Below are 14850 nucleotides of genomic sequence, written 5' to 3'. Positions count from 1 at the left end.
GGTAATTGGCTGCGATATTCGGCCAACTCTTTCCGCCGCTTTTCTGTATGCCTTGGCAGCCCGGCACCCGCTGGGCTGCCAAGGCATTTTTACGTTATGGAAGAGCTACCAACTAAGGCCGAGGACATCGACCGCATCATCGAAATGGCCTGGGAAGACCGCACGCCGTTTGAGGCCATCCTGGCGCAGTTTGGGCTGCCCGAGCAAGCTGTTATCGAGTTGATGCGCCGCGAACTGAAGCCCGCCTCGTGGCGCCGCTGGCGCGAGCGGGTGCAGGGCCGCGCCACCAAGCACCAAGCCAAAAGCGCCGTGGATGACGCCCGATTTAAGTCCGGCTTGCAACGGTCCATTACGGGCAATAAAATATCCAAGCGCGGGTAGGGCGCTGGGCTGTGGGGTAGAGCCGATAAGGACAGTTTTCTGGTTCGGTCTGATAATTAACCGAGTTAATTGCTAAAGAATAAGGTAAGTGCTTTATCTTAGGACCAAAATACTATTGGCTCTTCCCGATGACCCGCTCGCTGCTCTCAACCCGGTACGCGTTAAAAATAGCCCTATGCGTCGGTTTAGTCATCACTGCCTGCTCGCGTGATAACATGACGCCGGCCGGCACCATCGCTGGCGCTATGCCACCCGTAGCGGAGGTAGTGAGCGCCACGAGCGTAACCGCCACGGCCGCCAACGGCACGGTATACACTACTGCGCCCGACCCGCAAACGGGAGCTTTCACGTTCTTTTCGGTGCCGCCGGGTACTTACACTCTGAAATTCGTGACCACCGCCACCGCCCCCGACAATTTCCCTGTGTGGGTGCCGGTGAAGGTAGTCGCTGGCACAACGACTACGCCGCAGATTCCGCTCGTCACGCACGACGGTGTTGGGCGCGGCATTATGAAATGGACACTTGATGGTAAAACGTATTCGGCTACTACCTTTATCAAGGTTCAGGGAGAGGGAAAATACTTTAATTTATGGGGCCGTACCGGCGAATTTGGTACGGCTCGGCAGGTAAGCGACTGCGGGATATATTTGCCTGAGGATGACGAAAATGGGAAATTATTTGCTGGGGCTGGCACCTATATTCTAGGTGGTCCTAATCGTACAATACCCGTCGGTTATCACGCAATTTATTTAAATAATAAGCCGGAACTGTCGTTGACTTACCAGTCCGTTTATTACACACCAGCCGGTAGCATGCGCCTCACTCGTTATGATGCACAAGCGGGCGTAGCCGCCGGTACCTTTGAATTCAAGGCACTAGCGCGTACTGGGGTTTCTATTCCAGGTGCGCCTGATGACCTGACTATAACCAACGGGGAATTTGCTGTTACTTTCTAGCACTCAGCCCCACCTTGCGCGCCAGTTGTGACACCTCCGGCACCAGCCCCGTAACCAGCAGCCCCGCCCCGTAGAGCACCGTGAGTACGCCGCCGCGCACCAGCAGCGTTAGCCAGATATTGGTGGGAACAGGGAGCACCCAGGCTACAAACGCCGCGCCGGCCGCCAGCGCCAGAATGTAGGCAATGCGCCTATCAAACGGTTGCCAGCCGAAGCTGTGCCATACAAACCAGGTGCGCCCCAGGTTGAAGATAATGAGGGCCAGCGCGTTAGAAATAGCCGCCCCGGTAAGGCCAAAACGCGGGATGAGCAGGTTGTTGAGCATAATGATGGCTGCGGTGAGCCCCAGGTTGAACACTAAATCGTAGCGGTAGCGCGGCGACGTGACCACGATAATGCCGTTTACGCCCGTGATGCCGTCGGTGAGGCGGCCGGCCAGTAGCAGCAGCACGGCCACCGTGCCCGCCGCGTAGGCTGGCTTGTGAATGAGGGCGTAGATAAATGGCAGGTTGAGGCCGATGCCCAGGGCCAGGTAGCTGCCCAGCGCGGTGGTGAGGCGGGTAGTGCGCTGGTAAAAATCCAGCATTTTATCGGTCGCGCCGTCCTTCCAATACTCGGCAATGAGCGGATGGGCCGTTTTATACAGCGCCCGAAATGGCACCGCCAGCGCCGTGCTGATGCTGAGGGCGATGGTATAAATGCCGGCATCGGCAAAGCTGTGCGCGCCCAGCATCAGCGAGTCGATGGTAACCAGCAGCGTACCCGAGATATTGCCTAGCAGTGCAAAGCCACCGTAGCGCACCAGCTCGCCAATGGGCCGCACCCGCAGCACCGCCCGCGTGGGCCGCAGGTGCAGCTCGCCAATGGCAGCTAAATAACTCAGCAGCAGCACCGAAATAGTAGCGCAGCTGCCTAGGTAAGCCAGCACGAAGCCATCGAACGACAGGTAGCCCATGCCGTAGAGCAGGGCCGCGCCCATAATGAGCAGCCGCTGCACTACATCGGTCAGAAAGGAAGAGAACGAGGTGTGAAACAGCGACTTAGTATAAGATTCGAGTAAGTTGTAGACGAGAATGCACAGCGCCAGCGCCAGCATCATGGGGTAGTGCGGCCCCAGCAGGCCCGCATCGTGGGCGTACCAGCGCAACACCAGCGGCCGGCCTAGCCACAGCCCGCTCGCCACCACCCCAAACATGGCCAGCGGCAGCGCCAGCAGCAGAACTAGGTAGCCCGAGTGCCCCGCCTCCCGGTTACGGAAGTACGGAAAATACCGCATAGTGGTGTTGGTGAAGCCCAGCGCCGACACCAGCGCGCCCATCGTGGCCAAACTCAGTAGCACCGACACCAGCCCCAGCTGCGCTGGGGCCAGCAGCCGCGGCAGCACCAGCGTAGTATTGACAAAGCCAATGCCCAGCCCGACGTACGAAATAAATGTGTTGCGCAGCCCCTGCCGCCGAACGATACCCAATTTTTTGAATTAAATATTATGAATTAAATATTATGAATTGGGCTGGGGCTTCCTAGTTAGTAAGAAATACTCGACGCTATTTCGCTTCCCGTTAAAAAAAACGCGCCTTGCTGCTGCAAATGAGTCATTATTTCGTGAAACTGCTGCGGCCCGTTTTGGGTATTTGCCGGGTCGAAGTTCTCGTTGTGCCAGAGCACCGAAGCCACGCCCCCAAACTTTTTTACTTCCGCAAAAACGGGGCGGAGTGTGGGTAAAATCTCGGCCGGGTTTAGTTGTAAATAATTCGGATGATGCAGGGTAGTATCCATAACGTTGAGCGGAATTTCTAAAAAACCGAACGCTTCTGCATTGCTAAAATCGAAGAGATAAAATGGTAAACAAAAGCTATGACGAAAGCCAAAATGCTCGGCAAACCCCAGGGTGCTATCGTAAATAAAACTTTCGGCTGCTGCTGGGCTGAAAGTGACTACAAATGGGGTGATGCGCGGTTCCCAACTCAAATAATGAAAACGGCAACCTGTGGCATTAAAAGGAATTTTTTTACCGAAAATACCTGTTTGCCCCGTGCTTGTGCCGATGCTGTTGTGCAGGCCGAGCTCACAGCCCTGTTCTTCTAACTGCCATAGCCGCTGCCGCAATTTAGGTGTGAGGCGGTAATCGGCATTAGGAGTGCCGTTGGCCGCTTTTTTACTGCTAGGCAGGATAAAAAACGTGGACTTGGCCCCGTATTGCGCCGTAGCGGCGGCCACGGCTTCCAAATTATCCCAAGCATCGGGTTGGGTAAAATGGCGCCAGGCTAATTTGCTGAATAAGCCTAGTTTGCGCTGCTTCAGGGCCGCCTTGGCCGGCGCTTTCCAAGCGCTGCGCAGGTTGTCGATATCGTGCGAGATAAACGCCGCAAAATCAGCTTGTTGGCTACCCCAGCGGCGCGGCTGCAAGGGTTGCTGGCTCACGTGCTCAATTGCCGCTCGCAGCACGTCGAAATAATAATTGACGACCGGCAGCGTCACGAAACCATGTATCTTCTGCACGCTGGCCCCGTAAGGAAATCGCCCGTGCCGGTCGCGCTCCGTCGAAAAATATTCTTGCCAGCCGCTTAGTAAATAAAACGCAGCCGAAATAATATCAGCCGCAATAAATACCTTGTCATCCTGCAAAACCAGTAGCGGTTTGTCCGGTGAATTATCGAAGAAAAACGGCACCCGCTGGCCCTGCCATTCGCGCCAGTTGGGGGCGGCCGGGTAAGGCTGTACACCCGCAAAAAATTGCTCATTGCCCGCGGCAATCTCGACCTGGAGCTGGTGGGCGGCATAGCCCACCAGCACGGCCGGCGCGCCGGGGTAAGCCAGCCGAAAATGGTCCAGCACATACGCTAGCCGCGTTTCGGTCGAAACGGAAACTGGAACCAGCGGTGGTAAAGTAGTGGGCTGCATAAGAACCACGAATTTACGCTGCTGCGGCCGGGGCGGCTAGCCACTCGGCCAACTGGCGCAGGGCCAGCGCCCGGCTGTGGCCTTCGTCGGGGGTGCCGAGGGTGGCGTTGTAATAGGCCGCCCGCTGGTAGAGGTCGGCGGGCTTGTGCTGGGCTAGGCGCGCCAGGGCCGCAGCTAGCTCGGGCAGCGAGTGGGCCCACTCGCTGAGACCGTGGGCGGCGTAGCCGTAGTAGTCGGCCAGGGTGGGCGTGGGGGTGAAGCGATAGTACACGCTAGCCACGTTGAGCAGCGTGGCTTCGAGGTGGGTGCTGGTGTCGGCAGCCACCAGCGCATCGTGGCGCAGCAGAAATTGGAATACGTTTTCCTGCTGGGGGTCAGACCATTGCAAAGCCGGGAGTGCCTGGCGCAGCGCTGTAAAATCGCGCCGGTCGCCAGGGTGGGGGCGTAGCGTAAGCGCCAGCTCTGGTAGCCCATGCAGTAGGTAGGCCAGGGCGGTGGCCAGGGCGGGCAGCTCGTCGAGTAGGTTGCAGGCCACGGCTACGCGGCGCACCCGCGGCGTGAGGTTGCGCTGGTTCAAAAAAGCGTCGGCCTTGGGCATGCCCACCAGCGCCACGCGGCCGCGCACGGGGCCACAGAGGCGGTATTTGTCCAGCGCGTCCTGCCCTTCGAGCAGGCTGAGGTCGAAGCCCAGCGGCGGGAAGCTGGCGCTCACGCTGGCGTGCTGCACGTAGGCGGTGGGCACGCCCTCGGCGCGGCAAGCCAGTAACAGGGCGCGGGCGTCGTCGTTGTGGTCGTTGGCAAAAACCACGGCTTGCGGGCGGTAGTGCCGCAGCGCTCGGCGGTACACTTCGTAGTAGCCCACGGCATAAAAAATGAGGTCAAAAAACCGCAGCGCCCGGCTGCCTACCTGGCGGCGCAAGCCCAGCAGTGCGGCGGGGTACTGCCCGTAATACAGCAGCTTACGCCGTAGCGAAAGCCGGTTGACTACCGCTCCGTAGCGCCCGATATTCTTCCCCTGACCCGCCACCAGCACGGCGTCGAGCCGGGCGTCGGCAATGAATTTTAGCGCCTCGTAATTATTGGCGCTCACCACGTAGAGCCACACCGCGCCGCGCAGCTGGCCGGGGTTTTTGATGGGTTGAAATAGGTGCCCCACCAGCCGCAGCCCCGCATAGCCGGCTACCCGCGCCAGCCGCTTCAGCGGGTTGGCTGGCGAAATACCCGCCAGCACCGCCACCGGAAACGCCGCGAAATGGTCGCTCAAGCGCACGTAGAGGATGTCGCGCAGCCGGGTAATTAGGTGGGGTAATTGGTTGGGCATTAATAAACTATTGATTGAAAATTAAGAACGTCATGCTGAACGTAGTGAAGCATCTCGCTCGCCTCGTTGGATGAAGCGAGCGAGATGCTTCACTGCGTTCAGCATGACGTACTATTTTGATAGTAAGCATCACCCATACTAACCCTAAGCCTTACCCAATGTGCCGCACTAGCATAAACGCTTCGGCCAGGGGCTGGCCCGTGACCACGCCCCAGCGCTGGGCCAGCAGGCGCAGCGCCTCGGGCGAGCGGGGGTGCGGAAAGGCGCGCTTTTCAAACTCGTAGGCTTCCATCCCGGCGATTTTGGCGGCCACATCTTCCTCATTCACAGCGAGAAAGAAATTGGGGAGAAAGGGCTGCGGGTAGCTGGCGGCCTGCCACTCGGTGGAGGAGGGCGTTTCGCAGGACAGGATGGTGCGGGGTGGCTCGCCGGGCAGCGGGCGGCAGGCCGTAACCACCGCCTCGAAGGTGCGGCGGTGGTCGATGTTGGTGTCGCCGCCGTGGTGCGTGAAAATGAGGCGGGGCTGAAACGTCTCCTTTTCGTGCTCCACTACTTTGATAATATCCAGTAAATCAACTGAATCGAAGCGGTTGTCGGCAAAGTCGTAGATGCCCGTGGAGGCGTAGCCGATGGCCGTGGCGGCCCGCGCAATGTTGGCGCGGTGGGTGGCTAGGTCGGCGGCCCAGTGGGCGGTGTCGCGGGTGGCGGTGCGCGAGGTGAGGCCTTCGCCCAAAATCACGGCCCGCGCCTCGCAGCCGTGCCGCTGCACCAGCCGGTGAATGGTGGCTCCGAGGCCCAGCAGCTCGTCGTCGGGGTGCGCTACTACAACCAGAATCTTCTGGTTATCAAGGCTAAATGAAGTCATCGGGCGAATGGAGCAGGCGGCGGTACTCGTCGGGCAGGGTCGATTTGAAGGGCTTGCCAGTGAAAAACTTGATGCCGCGGCGGCGCAGGTAATCGCGGAAATCCTCCTCAATGCGGGTAAACGTGCCAAAAGCCTTCAGCGTGGCCAGGTGAAACACCACCTCATTGCAGGTAATGGTCTGGTTATCCTCATCATAGCTAATGTCGGCGCTCAGCTCTTTGTAGTCGGCCAGCTCGGCGTAGTCGGCCACTAGCTGGCGCACCAGGGCGGCGTTGCGCGTCGCATCGTCGTTGGGGTAGGCGTTTTCGCGCAGCACTTTCACCGGAATGCCGCCGGCCAGGCAGCCATCAGGTAAATCTTTGTTAATCAGAGAGTTAGTGCCCACTACCACGTTGTTGCCGATGCGCCGGTTGGGCAATACGGTGGTGCGGGCCGGCAGCCACACGTGGTGCCCGATGCTGACGGGGCCAAAATCGGCCGGGAAGCCGTCGAGCACCGGCAAAAACGAGCCGTGCGTCCAGATGGCCACGTCTTCGCCCACGCCCACGTACTCGCCAATGTCGATGCGGTGGTTAGTATTCAGCGTGATGCGGGCGCAAATCATCGAGTATGACCCCACCGTGAGGTGCGCGTTGGGACTAAACTTACCGCCGTGCCCCACCGTCACGTGCGAATCCCAAAACACGTACTCGCCCAGCTGGATAGTGCGGGCCGTGAGGTTGTTATGGCTGCCAATGGTAGTCAGCGCACCAATTTCGAGGCGCTGGCCCACCAGAAAAGAATTGTGCTCGCCGATGGTCACGTTGTCGCCAATTACGCACTCGGTGGCCCGAATGGTGGTGTGCGGCCCCACCTGCACGTTGTGGCCCAGCGTAAGATGCTCGGCAATGATGTAGCTGCCGTTTTCGAAGCGGTGAATCTGCATAAAGTAAATGAGTAAATGAGTAAGGTAGGTTGGGAGGCGAGTGGATAAATAAGTAGAGCTCCGAGGGCAAGCAGCCACTTTTGATGGCCTTCCCCTTACTCATTTACTGGTTACTCATTTACTGGTTACAGCATATCCCAGCCCAGGGCCGTGCCCCGGCGGAGCGCGCGGCGGGCGGGCCGGCCCAGCACCTGGGGCAGCAAGTGCGGGGCCAGGCCGTGGCCGGGCCGAATAACGCGCACGTTATCAGTGGTTAAGTTTTCGCCCTCGGCCACGTCCTGCACCACGTAGAGCGAGCGGCGGAAGGCCAGCGACTTGCGCTCGGCAGCGGTGGGGCCGTAGTATACGCCGCCCAGCGCCTGCTGGGCCTGGCGGCACTCGTGCACGAGATGGGCCATTTCGGCGGGCTCCATCGAGAAGGAGCCGTCGGGGCCGCCGTCGGCGCGGCTCAGGGTGAGGTGCTTTTCGATGACGGTGGCCCCGAGCACGGTGGCGGCCACGCTCACGCCGGTGCCCATGGTGTGGTCCGACAGACCAACTTGACAATCAAAGAGTTCGCGCAGGTGCGGAATGGTGCGCAGGTTGGTGTTGAGCGGCTCGGCGGGGTAAGTGCTGGTGCATTTGAGCAGCACGAGCTGCTCATTACCCTCGCCCCGCACAATGCTGACCACGCGCTCTAAATCGGCCAGGTCGGCCATGCCAGTCGAGACGATGATGGGCTTGCCGGTTTGGGCGGCGCGCCGAATCAGGGCCGGCCAGTTGTTCTCGAAGGACGCGATTTTGTAGGCCGGGCAGCCCACGCTTTCCAAAAACTCGATGGCCTCGATGCCAAACGGTGAGCTGAAGCCCACCATGCCGCGCTCCTGGGCGCGGGCAAAAATGGCGGCGTGCCACTCGAAGGGCGTGAAGTTGGTGGTATACAGCTCGTAGAGCGACTGGCCTTCCCAGTCCTGGTTGGCCCCACGCACCACAAAATCGGGCTCGCGGCTGTCGAGCGTGAGCATGTCGGGCGTGCTGGTCTGAATTTTCAGGCCCTGGCAGCCGGCATCGGCCGCGGCATCCACAATGGCGAGGGCGCGCTCCAGCGACTGGCCGTGGTTGCCCGACATTTCGGCGATGATAAAGGGCGGCTGGCCAGCCCCAATGCGGTGGCCTCCCAACAGAATATCCTGCATAACAAGTAGTTAAAAATCAAGCGCAAAGTCAAGCGGAAAGTCGAGCCGAAATACTTCGTACGCTTCGCCCCGCAAAGTAACGGCCGCCTGCCGCACAAACCGCAACCCTTCAAACACCCGCGCCGAGGCCACGTTACCAGCCTGCACCTGGCCCAGCACCGCGCCGCCCGCCAGGCGGGGCCGGTCGTGGCGCAGGCGCTGCAAGGCCCGCCGCAGCAGCACCGCCCCCAGCCCCCGGCCCCGGTGCGCCGCCGCCACCGAGTAGTCAATCAGCCCCGGCGAGTCCGGCCCGTCAAACTCCACGCGCACCTGCCCCACCGGCTCGCCGCCAGCCGTGCTCAAGATATACAGGTAAGAATCAGCATCTTGCAAGCGCCGCCTAAACCAGGCCACGTGCGTTTCCCAGGCAATGGGCTCGGGATGAATGGCGTATTGGCGCACGGCCGGGTCGTTGGCCCAGCCGAAGTACAGCGCCGCATCGGCGGCCGTAGCGCGGCGTAATATATACTGTTGACTAGCAGCTAATTCGCCAAAAATGCTTTGCAGGCGCTCGCCGGCCCGGCCATCAAATAGTGCCCGTTGCCGGGGCCGCTGGCGGGCGGCCAGGGCTGGTAATTCAGCCTCGGAAAGCGCCAGGCCGGCGGCCAGCGGCAGGGCCAGTTCCTGGCGCGTGAGAAACTCGAACAGCGCCCGCTGATTGTCGGCCGTGGGGTGCAGCAGTACTGCGCCACCCGCCGCGCAACACTCGTAGGCCACGCCGCTGGGCGGGCACACGAATACCTGGCAGGTGCGTAAGAGCGCAGCTAAATCCGTAGCTGATAAGTTATTACGTAAAATCACCTGCGCATCGGCGGCCGTAGCTGCTTGCAGCGCCGCCAGGTGCGGGTAGGCGGCTCCCGTCACCACTGCCACCTGGTAGGCCGAAAACTGCCGCCGCAGTTGCGGCAGCAGCGCCAGCGTCTGGTTGCCGGGGTCGGCCCCGCCCATGTTGAGAAACAGCCGGCGCGGCGCATCGTCGGGCAGGGCGGGGGCCGGCTGCCAAAAGGCGGGCCGCAGCAGCGCATAGGCCGGCCCCGGGCAAAGGCGCGCCAGCGGCACTTGGCTATAAGCCACCGGGGCCACGCCGCCCGCCTGGTTGAGCACCACGTCGGCCCAGGTGGGCGCGGTAATCAGGTCATCAAGGCACACCAGGGCGGCCCCGGTGGCGGCCAGCCGCCGCTGGTAGGCCGGGCCAAAGTGATAGCCATCGAGTACCAGTATATCAGTGGCAGATACTTGATTGGCAAGCCATTCAGCTTCGGATAGTCCGGGCGGAACGTCAGCCGGTACGGTTTGTACGGTAATGCCGACAGCGGTCAGTTGCTGCGCAATCGTTGGGGCCGGTTCGCGTATGATAAATGTGGCTGCCAAGGCCGGTTGCAGCGCCTGGGCCAGCGCCTGGCACCGTACTAAGTGGCCCAGGCCGGTAATCGTGGAGCCATCAACCCGAAACAGGAGGCGGCCGGAGGTAACAGAAGAAGTAGGGAGCGACACTACCCGCGAAAGTACGGCCGGCGCTCAAAAGGGTGGCGTTGGCTCGGCAGCGCGGCCGCCTGTCGTTACCGCTGCACGTTGTCGCCGTTGACGGCCGCCAGCCAGGGGTAGCGCGCCAGTAGTGCGGGCAGGCCGGTGGGGTTAGTCAGTGAGAAATTGGGGCCTAACTCACTGAATAACAAGCTTAGCAACGCGTAGTCGCTGGGATAGTCTATGGTGAGGCGCAAAGCTGCTACGGCGGGCGGCACCGCCAGGGCCAGGGTTTCGAGGCGGAACAGCTCGGGGTGGCGGCGCAGGTAGGGCGTCACGTGCTCGCGCTCGTCGGGCAGGGTAGCTTCGTGGTGGGCGCGCAGTAGGGCAGCGGCGCTTAATATTTCGAGATTAGTGCCTAAGGGTAAGCCGCTTGTATGCGTGTAGTCGGCCCCGGTGGCGAGATGGTGGGCCACGGCGGCATCCATAAAAGCCGGGTCGATGGCCGGGTTGTCGGCAGTGAGGCGCACTAGCGTAGTAAAGGCGCCGGCCTGCACCAGCGCGCCCGCAAAGCGGCCCAGTACATCCTGTTCATCACCCCGAAATACGCCCGTGCCCAGCCGGTGGGCCAGCGCCGCTAGTGGGTCGTCGAGCGGCTGGTTGGTGGTGGCTACCATCACTTCGCTCACCGCCGCGGCCCGCCGCGCCCGGCCCACCACGTGGCCCAGAATGGTTTGCTCATCGCCCAGGGCCGATAACGGTAGCGGCAGCTGCGACTTGCCCGGCAACCGCGACGACCCCAGGCGCGCTTGGATAAGTACTAGTACCATAGTAAGTTATGCGTAGTAAACGAGCAAAAATCTATAATTGTTAATTCCCGCTAGCGAATAGTCCAGCCGCCATCCACCACCAGGTTGTGGCCGGTTACGAAGTTGGCAGCGGCCGAGCTGAGAAACACGAACGCGCCGGCCAAATCCTGCGGCTCGCCCACCCGCTCCAGCGGAATGCGCCGCCGCAACTCGCCCTCAAATTCCACTTCTTTCCGCACCGCATCCGACGGAAAAGCCCCCGGCGATACGCAGTTGACCTGAATATTCTCGGGGCCCAGGTAAGAAGCGAAGTACTTGGTTAGCTGAATCATAGCGGCCTTACCCGCGCCGTAGTGCGGCGGGTTCAGGAACTGGGGGTGCGCGTCGTAGGCCGCAAAATCGGGGGCTACCACGCCGTACATGGAGGCCACGTTGATGATTTTGCCGCCGCCCGCCTCGCGCAGGTAGGGCAGCACCTCGCGCAGGCAGCGGTAGGCCGTGCCCACCGAGCCGTCGAGGCCCAGGGCAAAGTCGGCATCGGGCAGCGCGTCGGGCTGCTGGCCCCGGCTATAAAACGCGTTGTTGATGAGCACGCTGGGCGGCCCGTACAGGTCGAAGCTCTGGCGAAAAGCAGCCTGCACCGAAGCCGTTTCGGAAACGTCGCAAAATAGAAAGTGCACGTTGTCAGTATCTTTCCCGAAAACGTTGGTAAACTTTTCGGCGCTGCGGCCCAGCACGATTACCCGCGCGCCGTGGGCGAGCAGGCCCGCCGCAATGGCCCGGCCCAGGTGCCCGTAGCCGCCCGTGAGCAGCACGGTGCGGCCGGTGAGGTCGAATAGATTGCGGTAAAACGGGTCGGTCAGGGGCGCGGCGGCCATGCGTAGGGGAGGATAAGCGTGTCGGTAGGCTCGGCCAGCTCCAGCAGGGCCGGCCGCAGGTTTTCGGCCGCGTCCAGGTAGGCGGCGGCCGAGAGGTTTTCGTGCAAATTAGCCACCGAATCGACCCCAATCACGGCCCGCGCCACGCCCGGCGCGCCGGCCGCAAACAGCAACAGCGCGGCCGGCAGCGGCACTCCGGCTCCGGCGGCCAGCGCCCGCAGGCGCGTCAGTTTCGGGGCCAGCGGCTGGAAGAAGGCGGGCAGCGTGGCCGGCTCGCGCAGCAGCAACCCTTGTAGGAAAGCCGACCGCACGTGCACCTCCACGCCCCGCGCGGCCAGTCGGGGCAGTACTTCGGCAAAGCGCTGGTCCAGAATGTTATACGGCACCTGCACCAGGTCCACATCCCAGGCCTGGGCCAGCAGCCATTCGGCCTCGTGCGGGTGGTAGAGCGACACGCCGATGCGCGCCACCTGCCCGGCCGTCCGCGCCGCTTGCAGCGCCGGCCAGGCCGCCGGCTCGGCCCGCAAAGGCCCGAAGGCATGGAACATAACCCCGTACAGCCGCGTGCGCCGCAGGCGGGCCAGCGACTCGGCCAGGTGCTGGTTTACCGCTGCCGCCGGGCCCGCCGGCACTTTGGTAATAACCTCGAAATTAGGGTTTTCGCCGGCTAGCTCACCCAGTCGCGCTTCGCTGTTGCCGTAGGCGCTGGCCGTGTCGAGCAGGGTGAGGCCAGCGGCCTGGGCAGCGGCCAGTATTGCCGCCACGGCGGCGGGCGCCGGCTGCCCGGCCTGGTTGTTTAGGCCGTAGGCCAGGCCAAACTGCGCGGTGCCCAGGGCCAGCCGCTGCGTCAGGGCGTGCAGGGCGGCCGGGGTGGGGCTCACGCGACGGGGTTGTGAGCCATGAACTCGCGCACGCAGTCGATAACGTAGGCCTGCTCGGCGTCGGTGAGGGTGGGGTAGAGTGGCAGGCTCAAGCAGCGGGCATAGTAGGCCTCGGCGTGCGGAAAATCGCCGAATTTCCAGCCCAGGTTTTCGTAGTACGGCATTCGGTGCACGGGCACGTAATGTACCTGAGTCAGAATGTTGTTGGTGCGCAAAAACTCGTAGAGTCCGCGGCGGTTGGCCACCTGCACTACGTACAAATGGTAGGCGTGCCCCGGCCGGCCGGGGGCCAGCACGTCCACGCCGGGCAGGGCGGCAAACGCGGCGTCGTACTGCGCTGCCAACTCGCGGCGGCGAGCCAGCCCGGCCTCAGCGCGGGCCAGTTGGCTGATGCCTAATGCGCAGAGGATGTCGGAGATACGGTAGTTATAGCCGAGCTCCTGCATTTCCATGTACCAGCCGCCCTCGTCTTGGCGCAACAGGCCCGTTGCCTCGCGCTCGATGCCGTGGGTGCGCAGGCGGCGTAGGCGGTGGTAGAGGGCCTCGTCGTTGGTGGTGACCATGCCGCCCTCGCCGGTGGCAATGTGCTTTACGGGGTGAAAGCTGAAGATGGCCAGCTCGGCCAGCTGCCCACTACCGCACTGCTGCTGAGCGCCTTGGCTATCCACAAAAAAGCCGCCCGGCGCGTGGCAGGCATCCTCAATTAGCCAGAGGCCAAAATCGTCGGCCAGGGCCCGCGCCGCTTCCATATCCACGGCCAGCCCGGCAAAATCAACCGGAATGAGGCCGGTATAATAGCCTTTAGGGTGGGCTTCCAGTAATTCTCTAACTGCCTGTAAATCAATAAGTCCCGTAACGGGGTCAATATCCGCAAAGTGCACTTCGCCCCCGCAGTAGCGCACGCAATTGGCCGAGGCCGCGAAGGTAATGGGCGTGGTAATGACGCGCTGCCCCGGCTGCACATTCAGCGCCAGCGCGCATAGGTGCAGGGCGGCCGTGCCGTTGCTCACGGCCACGGCGTAGCGCGCCCCCACGTAGGTCGCAAATTTTTCTTCAAACTCTTGAACACGAGGGCCTTGGGTCAAAAAGTCGGAGCGCAACGTAGCCACCACGGCCGCCACGTCTTCGTCCGTAATGTGCTGGCGGCCGTAGGGCAGCGGCTGGGCTGGGCGGTTTTCCAAATTGATTAGTTTGTATAATAACTAATTAACGAACAGTTATTTATACCTCGAAGTTGGCGTCAACGTGCAGCCGAATCTCGTCCCGAATCTGTTCGGCCGATAGCCACTCGCTGTTGTTGGCGGAGTCGTAGTGGAAATCGGTGGCTACACGCTTGCCGTTGAAGTGCTTGATAAAGTCTTCCTCTTTCCAACCAGCTGAGGTAGTGGGGAGTATGACGTAGTAACGGTCGAGCTCTACCGTGCTCAATGCGTCGGTTTGGGTTATCATTTCCTCGTGCAGCTTCTCGCCCGGCCGAATGCCCACTATCTTCTGCTCACAGTCGGGCCCGATGGCGCGGGCTACTTCCGTGATTCTATACGAAGGAATTTTGGGTACGAAAATCTCACCGCCCCACGAGTGCTCCAGCGCATAAAGCACCAAATCAACACCTTCCTCCAGCGAAATGTTAAAGCGCGTCATGTCGGGGTGCGTAATGGGCAGTACGCCCGAGTGCCGCTGCTGCAAAAAGAACGGCACCACCGACCCGCGCGAGCCAATTACGTTGCCGTAGCGCACTACTGATAGCCGTAAGTCTCTGCTGCCTTTCATGTTATTGGCCGCCACGAAGAGCTTATCAGAGCACAGCTTCGTAGCGCCGTAGAGGTTGATGGGCGCGGCCGCCTTGTCGGTGCTCAGCGCCACTACCTCCTTCACGCCGCAGTCGAGGGCGGCGTTAATCACGTTTTCGGCCCCGAAGATGTTGGTTTTGATACACTCCATCGGGTTGTATTCGGCGGCCGGCACCTGCTTGAGGGCGGCCGCGTGGATGATGATATCCACGCCTTCGCAGGCCCGATGCAGGCGCTCGCCGTCGCGCACATCGCCGATAAAAAACCGGATGGCCGGGTACTCGCTGTGCGGAAACTCCTGGCTCATCTCGTACTGTTTCAGCTCATCACGCGAAAACACAATCATCCGCCGCACTCCGGGGTACAGCTTAAATACGGTGCGCACAAACTGCTTACCAAACGAGCCGGTGCCACCGGTAATGAGCAAAGACTTGCCGTTGAGGTCGAGGGCCATGAAAATAGTCG

At 61.5% G+C, this 14850-nt stretch carries 14 protein-coding genes; 2 read left to right on the top strand and 12 right to left on the bottom strand.

The window, feature by feature from the left end; translation table 11 throughout:
• Window positions 1-96: 96 nt before the first annotated feature.
• On the top strand, window positions 97-381 hold the full coding sequence (locus QMK33_RS02115) for a TIGR03643 family protein (protein WP_283562894.1): 285 nt from the start codon (window positions 97-99) through the stop codon (window positions 379-381).
• Between the two features lie 128 nt (window positions 382-509).
• Window positions 510-1337, top strand: coding sequence for a carboxypeptidase-like regulatory domain-containing protein (locus QMK33_RS02110; RefSeq protein ID WP_283562893.1), 828 nt, complete (start codon window positions 510-512; stop codon window positions 1335-1337).
• Here QMK33_RS02110 and QMK33_RS02105 read toward each other — a convergent pair.
• The 12 genes from QMK33_RS02105 to pseB form a co-directional block, all read right to left on the bottom strand.
• Window positions 1327-2805 (bottom strand): oligosaccharide flippase family protein, encoded by a 1479-nt coding sequence (locus QMK33_RS02105; RefSeq protein WP_283562892.1) that lies wholly within the window; start codon window positions 2803-2805, stop codon window positions 1327-1329. The genes QMK33_RS02110 and QMK33_RS02105 overlap by 11 nt on opposite strands.
• Before the next feature lie 56 nt (window positions 2806-2861).
• Window positions 2862-4238 (bottom strand): DUF7033 domain-containing protein, encoded by a 1377-nt coding sequence (locus QMK33_RS02100; protein ID WP_283562891.1) that lies wholly within the window; start codon window positions 4236-4238, stop codon window positions 2862-2864.
• Window positions 4239-4251: 13 nt separating this feature from the next.
• Window positions 4252-5559, bottom strand: a complete 1308-nt coding sequence (locus QMK33_RS02095) for a hypothetical protein (protein ID WP_283562890.1) — start codon at window positions 5557-5559, stop codon at window positions 4252-4254.
• Between the two features lie 151 nt (window positions 5560-5710).
• Complete coding sequence (locus QMK33_RS02090) at window positions 5711-6424, bottom strand: PIG-L deacetylase family protein (protein ID WP_283562889.1); 714 nt, start codon at window positions 6422-6424, stop codon at window positions 5711-5713.
• On the bottom strand, window positions 6411-7349 hold the full coding sequence (locus QMK33_RS02085; protein ID WP_283562888.1) for a hypothetical protein: 939 nt from the start codon (window positions 7347-7349) through the stop codon (window positions 6411-6413). The genes QMK33_RS02090 and QMK33_RS02085 overlap by 14 nt, the downstream gene beginning before the upstream one ends.
• A 125-nt stretch (window positions 7350-7474) precedes the next feature.
• Window positions 7475-8524, bottom strand: coding sequence for a pseudaminic acid synthase (gene pseI, locus QMK33_RS02080; RefSeq protein ID WP_283562887.1), 1050 nt, complete (start codon window positions 8522-8524; stop codon window positions 7475-7477).
• Between the two features lie 9 nt (window positions 8525-8533).
• A complete protein-coding gene (pseG, locus tag QMK33_RS02075) occupies window positions 8534-10057 on the bottom strand; it encodes a UDP-2,4-diacetamido-2,4,6-trideoxy-beta-L-altropyranose hydrolase (RefSeq protein ID WP_283562886.1) in 1524 nt (507 codons plus the stop codon).
• 65 nt (window positions 10058-10122) lie between these two features.
• A complete protein-coding gene (locus QMK33_RS02070) occupies window positions 10123-10857 on the bottom strand; it encodes a cytidylyltransferase domain-containing protein (RefSeq protein ID WP_283562885.1) in 735 nt (244 codons plus the stop codon).
• 50 nt (window positions 10858-10907) lie between these two features.
• The gene (locus tag QMK33_RS02065; protein WP_283562884.1) at window positions 10908-11714 is read right to left on the bottom strand and encodes an SDR family oxidoreductase; all 807 of its coding nucleotides are present in this window, start codon (window positions 11712-11714) and stop codon (window positions 10908-10910) included.
• A complete protein-coding gene (locus tag QMK33_RS02060; protein WP_283562883.1) occupies window positions 11696-12595 on the bottom strand; it encodes an aldo/keto reductase in 900 nt (299 codons plus the stop codon). The genes QMK33_RS02065 and QMK33_RS02060 overlap by 19 nt, the downstream gene beginning before the upstream one ends.
• Window positions 12592-13776 (bottom strand): UDP-4-amino-4,6-dideoxy-N-acetyl-beta-L-altrosamine transaminase, encoded by a 1185-nt coding sequence (pseC, locus tag QMK33_RS02055; RefSeq protein ID WP_283562882.1) that lies wholly within the window; start codon window positions 13774-13776, stop codon window positions 12592-12594. Before pseC ends, QMK33_RS02060 begins: the two co-directional genes overlap by 4 nt.
• 40 nt (window positions 13777-13816) lie before the next feature.
• Entirely contained in the window at window positions 13817-14839 is a 1023-nt protein-coding gene (pseB, locus tag QMK33_RS02050; RefSeq protein ID WP_283562881.1) for a UDP-N-acetylglucosamine 4,6-dehydratase (inverting), read from the bottom strand.
• Between the last annotated feature and the right edge of the window lie 11 nt (window positions 14840-14850).

Origin of the sequence: Hymenobacter sp. H14-R3, from assembly GCF_030063445.1 — a bacterium.
Lineage (GTDB): Bacteria > Bacteroidota > Bacteroidia > Cytophagales > Hymenobacteraceae > Hymenobacter.
This window is presented reverse-complemented; position numbering and strand designations above follow the sequence as displayed.

What these genes read in the sequence shown, in the direction of transcription:
- QMK33_RS02100 (WP_283562891.1), bottom strand. Translation starts at nt 4,238, where the DNA reads ATGCAGCCCACTACTTTACCACCGCTGGTTCCAGTTTCCGTTTCGACC.
- QMK33_RS02095 (WP_283562890.1), bottom strand. Translation starts at nt 5,559, where the DNA reads ATGCCCAACCAATTACCCCACCTAATTACCCGGCTGCGCGACATCCTC.
- pseI (WP_283562887.1), bottom strand. Translation starts at nt 8,524, where the DNA reads ATGCAGGATATTCTGTTGGGAGGCCACCGCATTGGGGCTGGCCAGCCG.
- QMK33_RS02115 (WP_283562894.1), top strand. Translation starts at nt 97, where the DNA reads ATGGAAGAGCTACCAACTAAGGCCGAGGACATCGACCGCATCATCGAA.
- pseB (WP_283562881.1), bottom strand. Translation starts at nt 14,839, where the DNA reads ATGGCCCTCGACCTCAACGGCAAGTCTTTGCTCATTACCGGTGGCACC.
- QMK33_RS02065 (WP_283562884.1), bottom strand. Translation starts at nt 11,714, where the DNA reads ATGGCCGCCGCGCCCCTGACCGACCCGTTTTACCGCAATCTATTCGAC.
- QMK33_RS02090 (WP_283562889.1), bottom strand. Translation starts at nt 6,424, where the DNA reads ATGACTTCATTTAGCCTTGATAACCAGAAGATTCTGGTTGTAGTAGCG.
- QMK33_RS02110 (WP_283562893.1), top strand. Translation starts at nt 510, where the DNA reads ATGACCCGCTCGCTGCTCTCAACCCGGTACGCGTTAAAAATAGCCCTA.
- QMK33_RS02085 (WP_283562888.1), bottom strand. Translation starts at nt 7,349, where the DNA reads ATGCAGATTCACCGCTTCGAAAACGGCAGCTACATCATTGCCGAGCAT.
- QMK33_RS02070 (WP_283562885.1), bottom strand. Translation starts at nt 10,857, where the DNA reads ATGGTACTAGTACTTATCCAAGCGCGCCTGGGGTCGTCGCGGTTGCCG.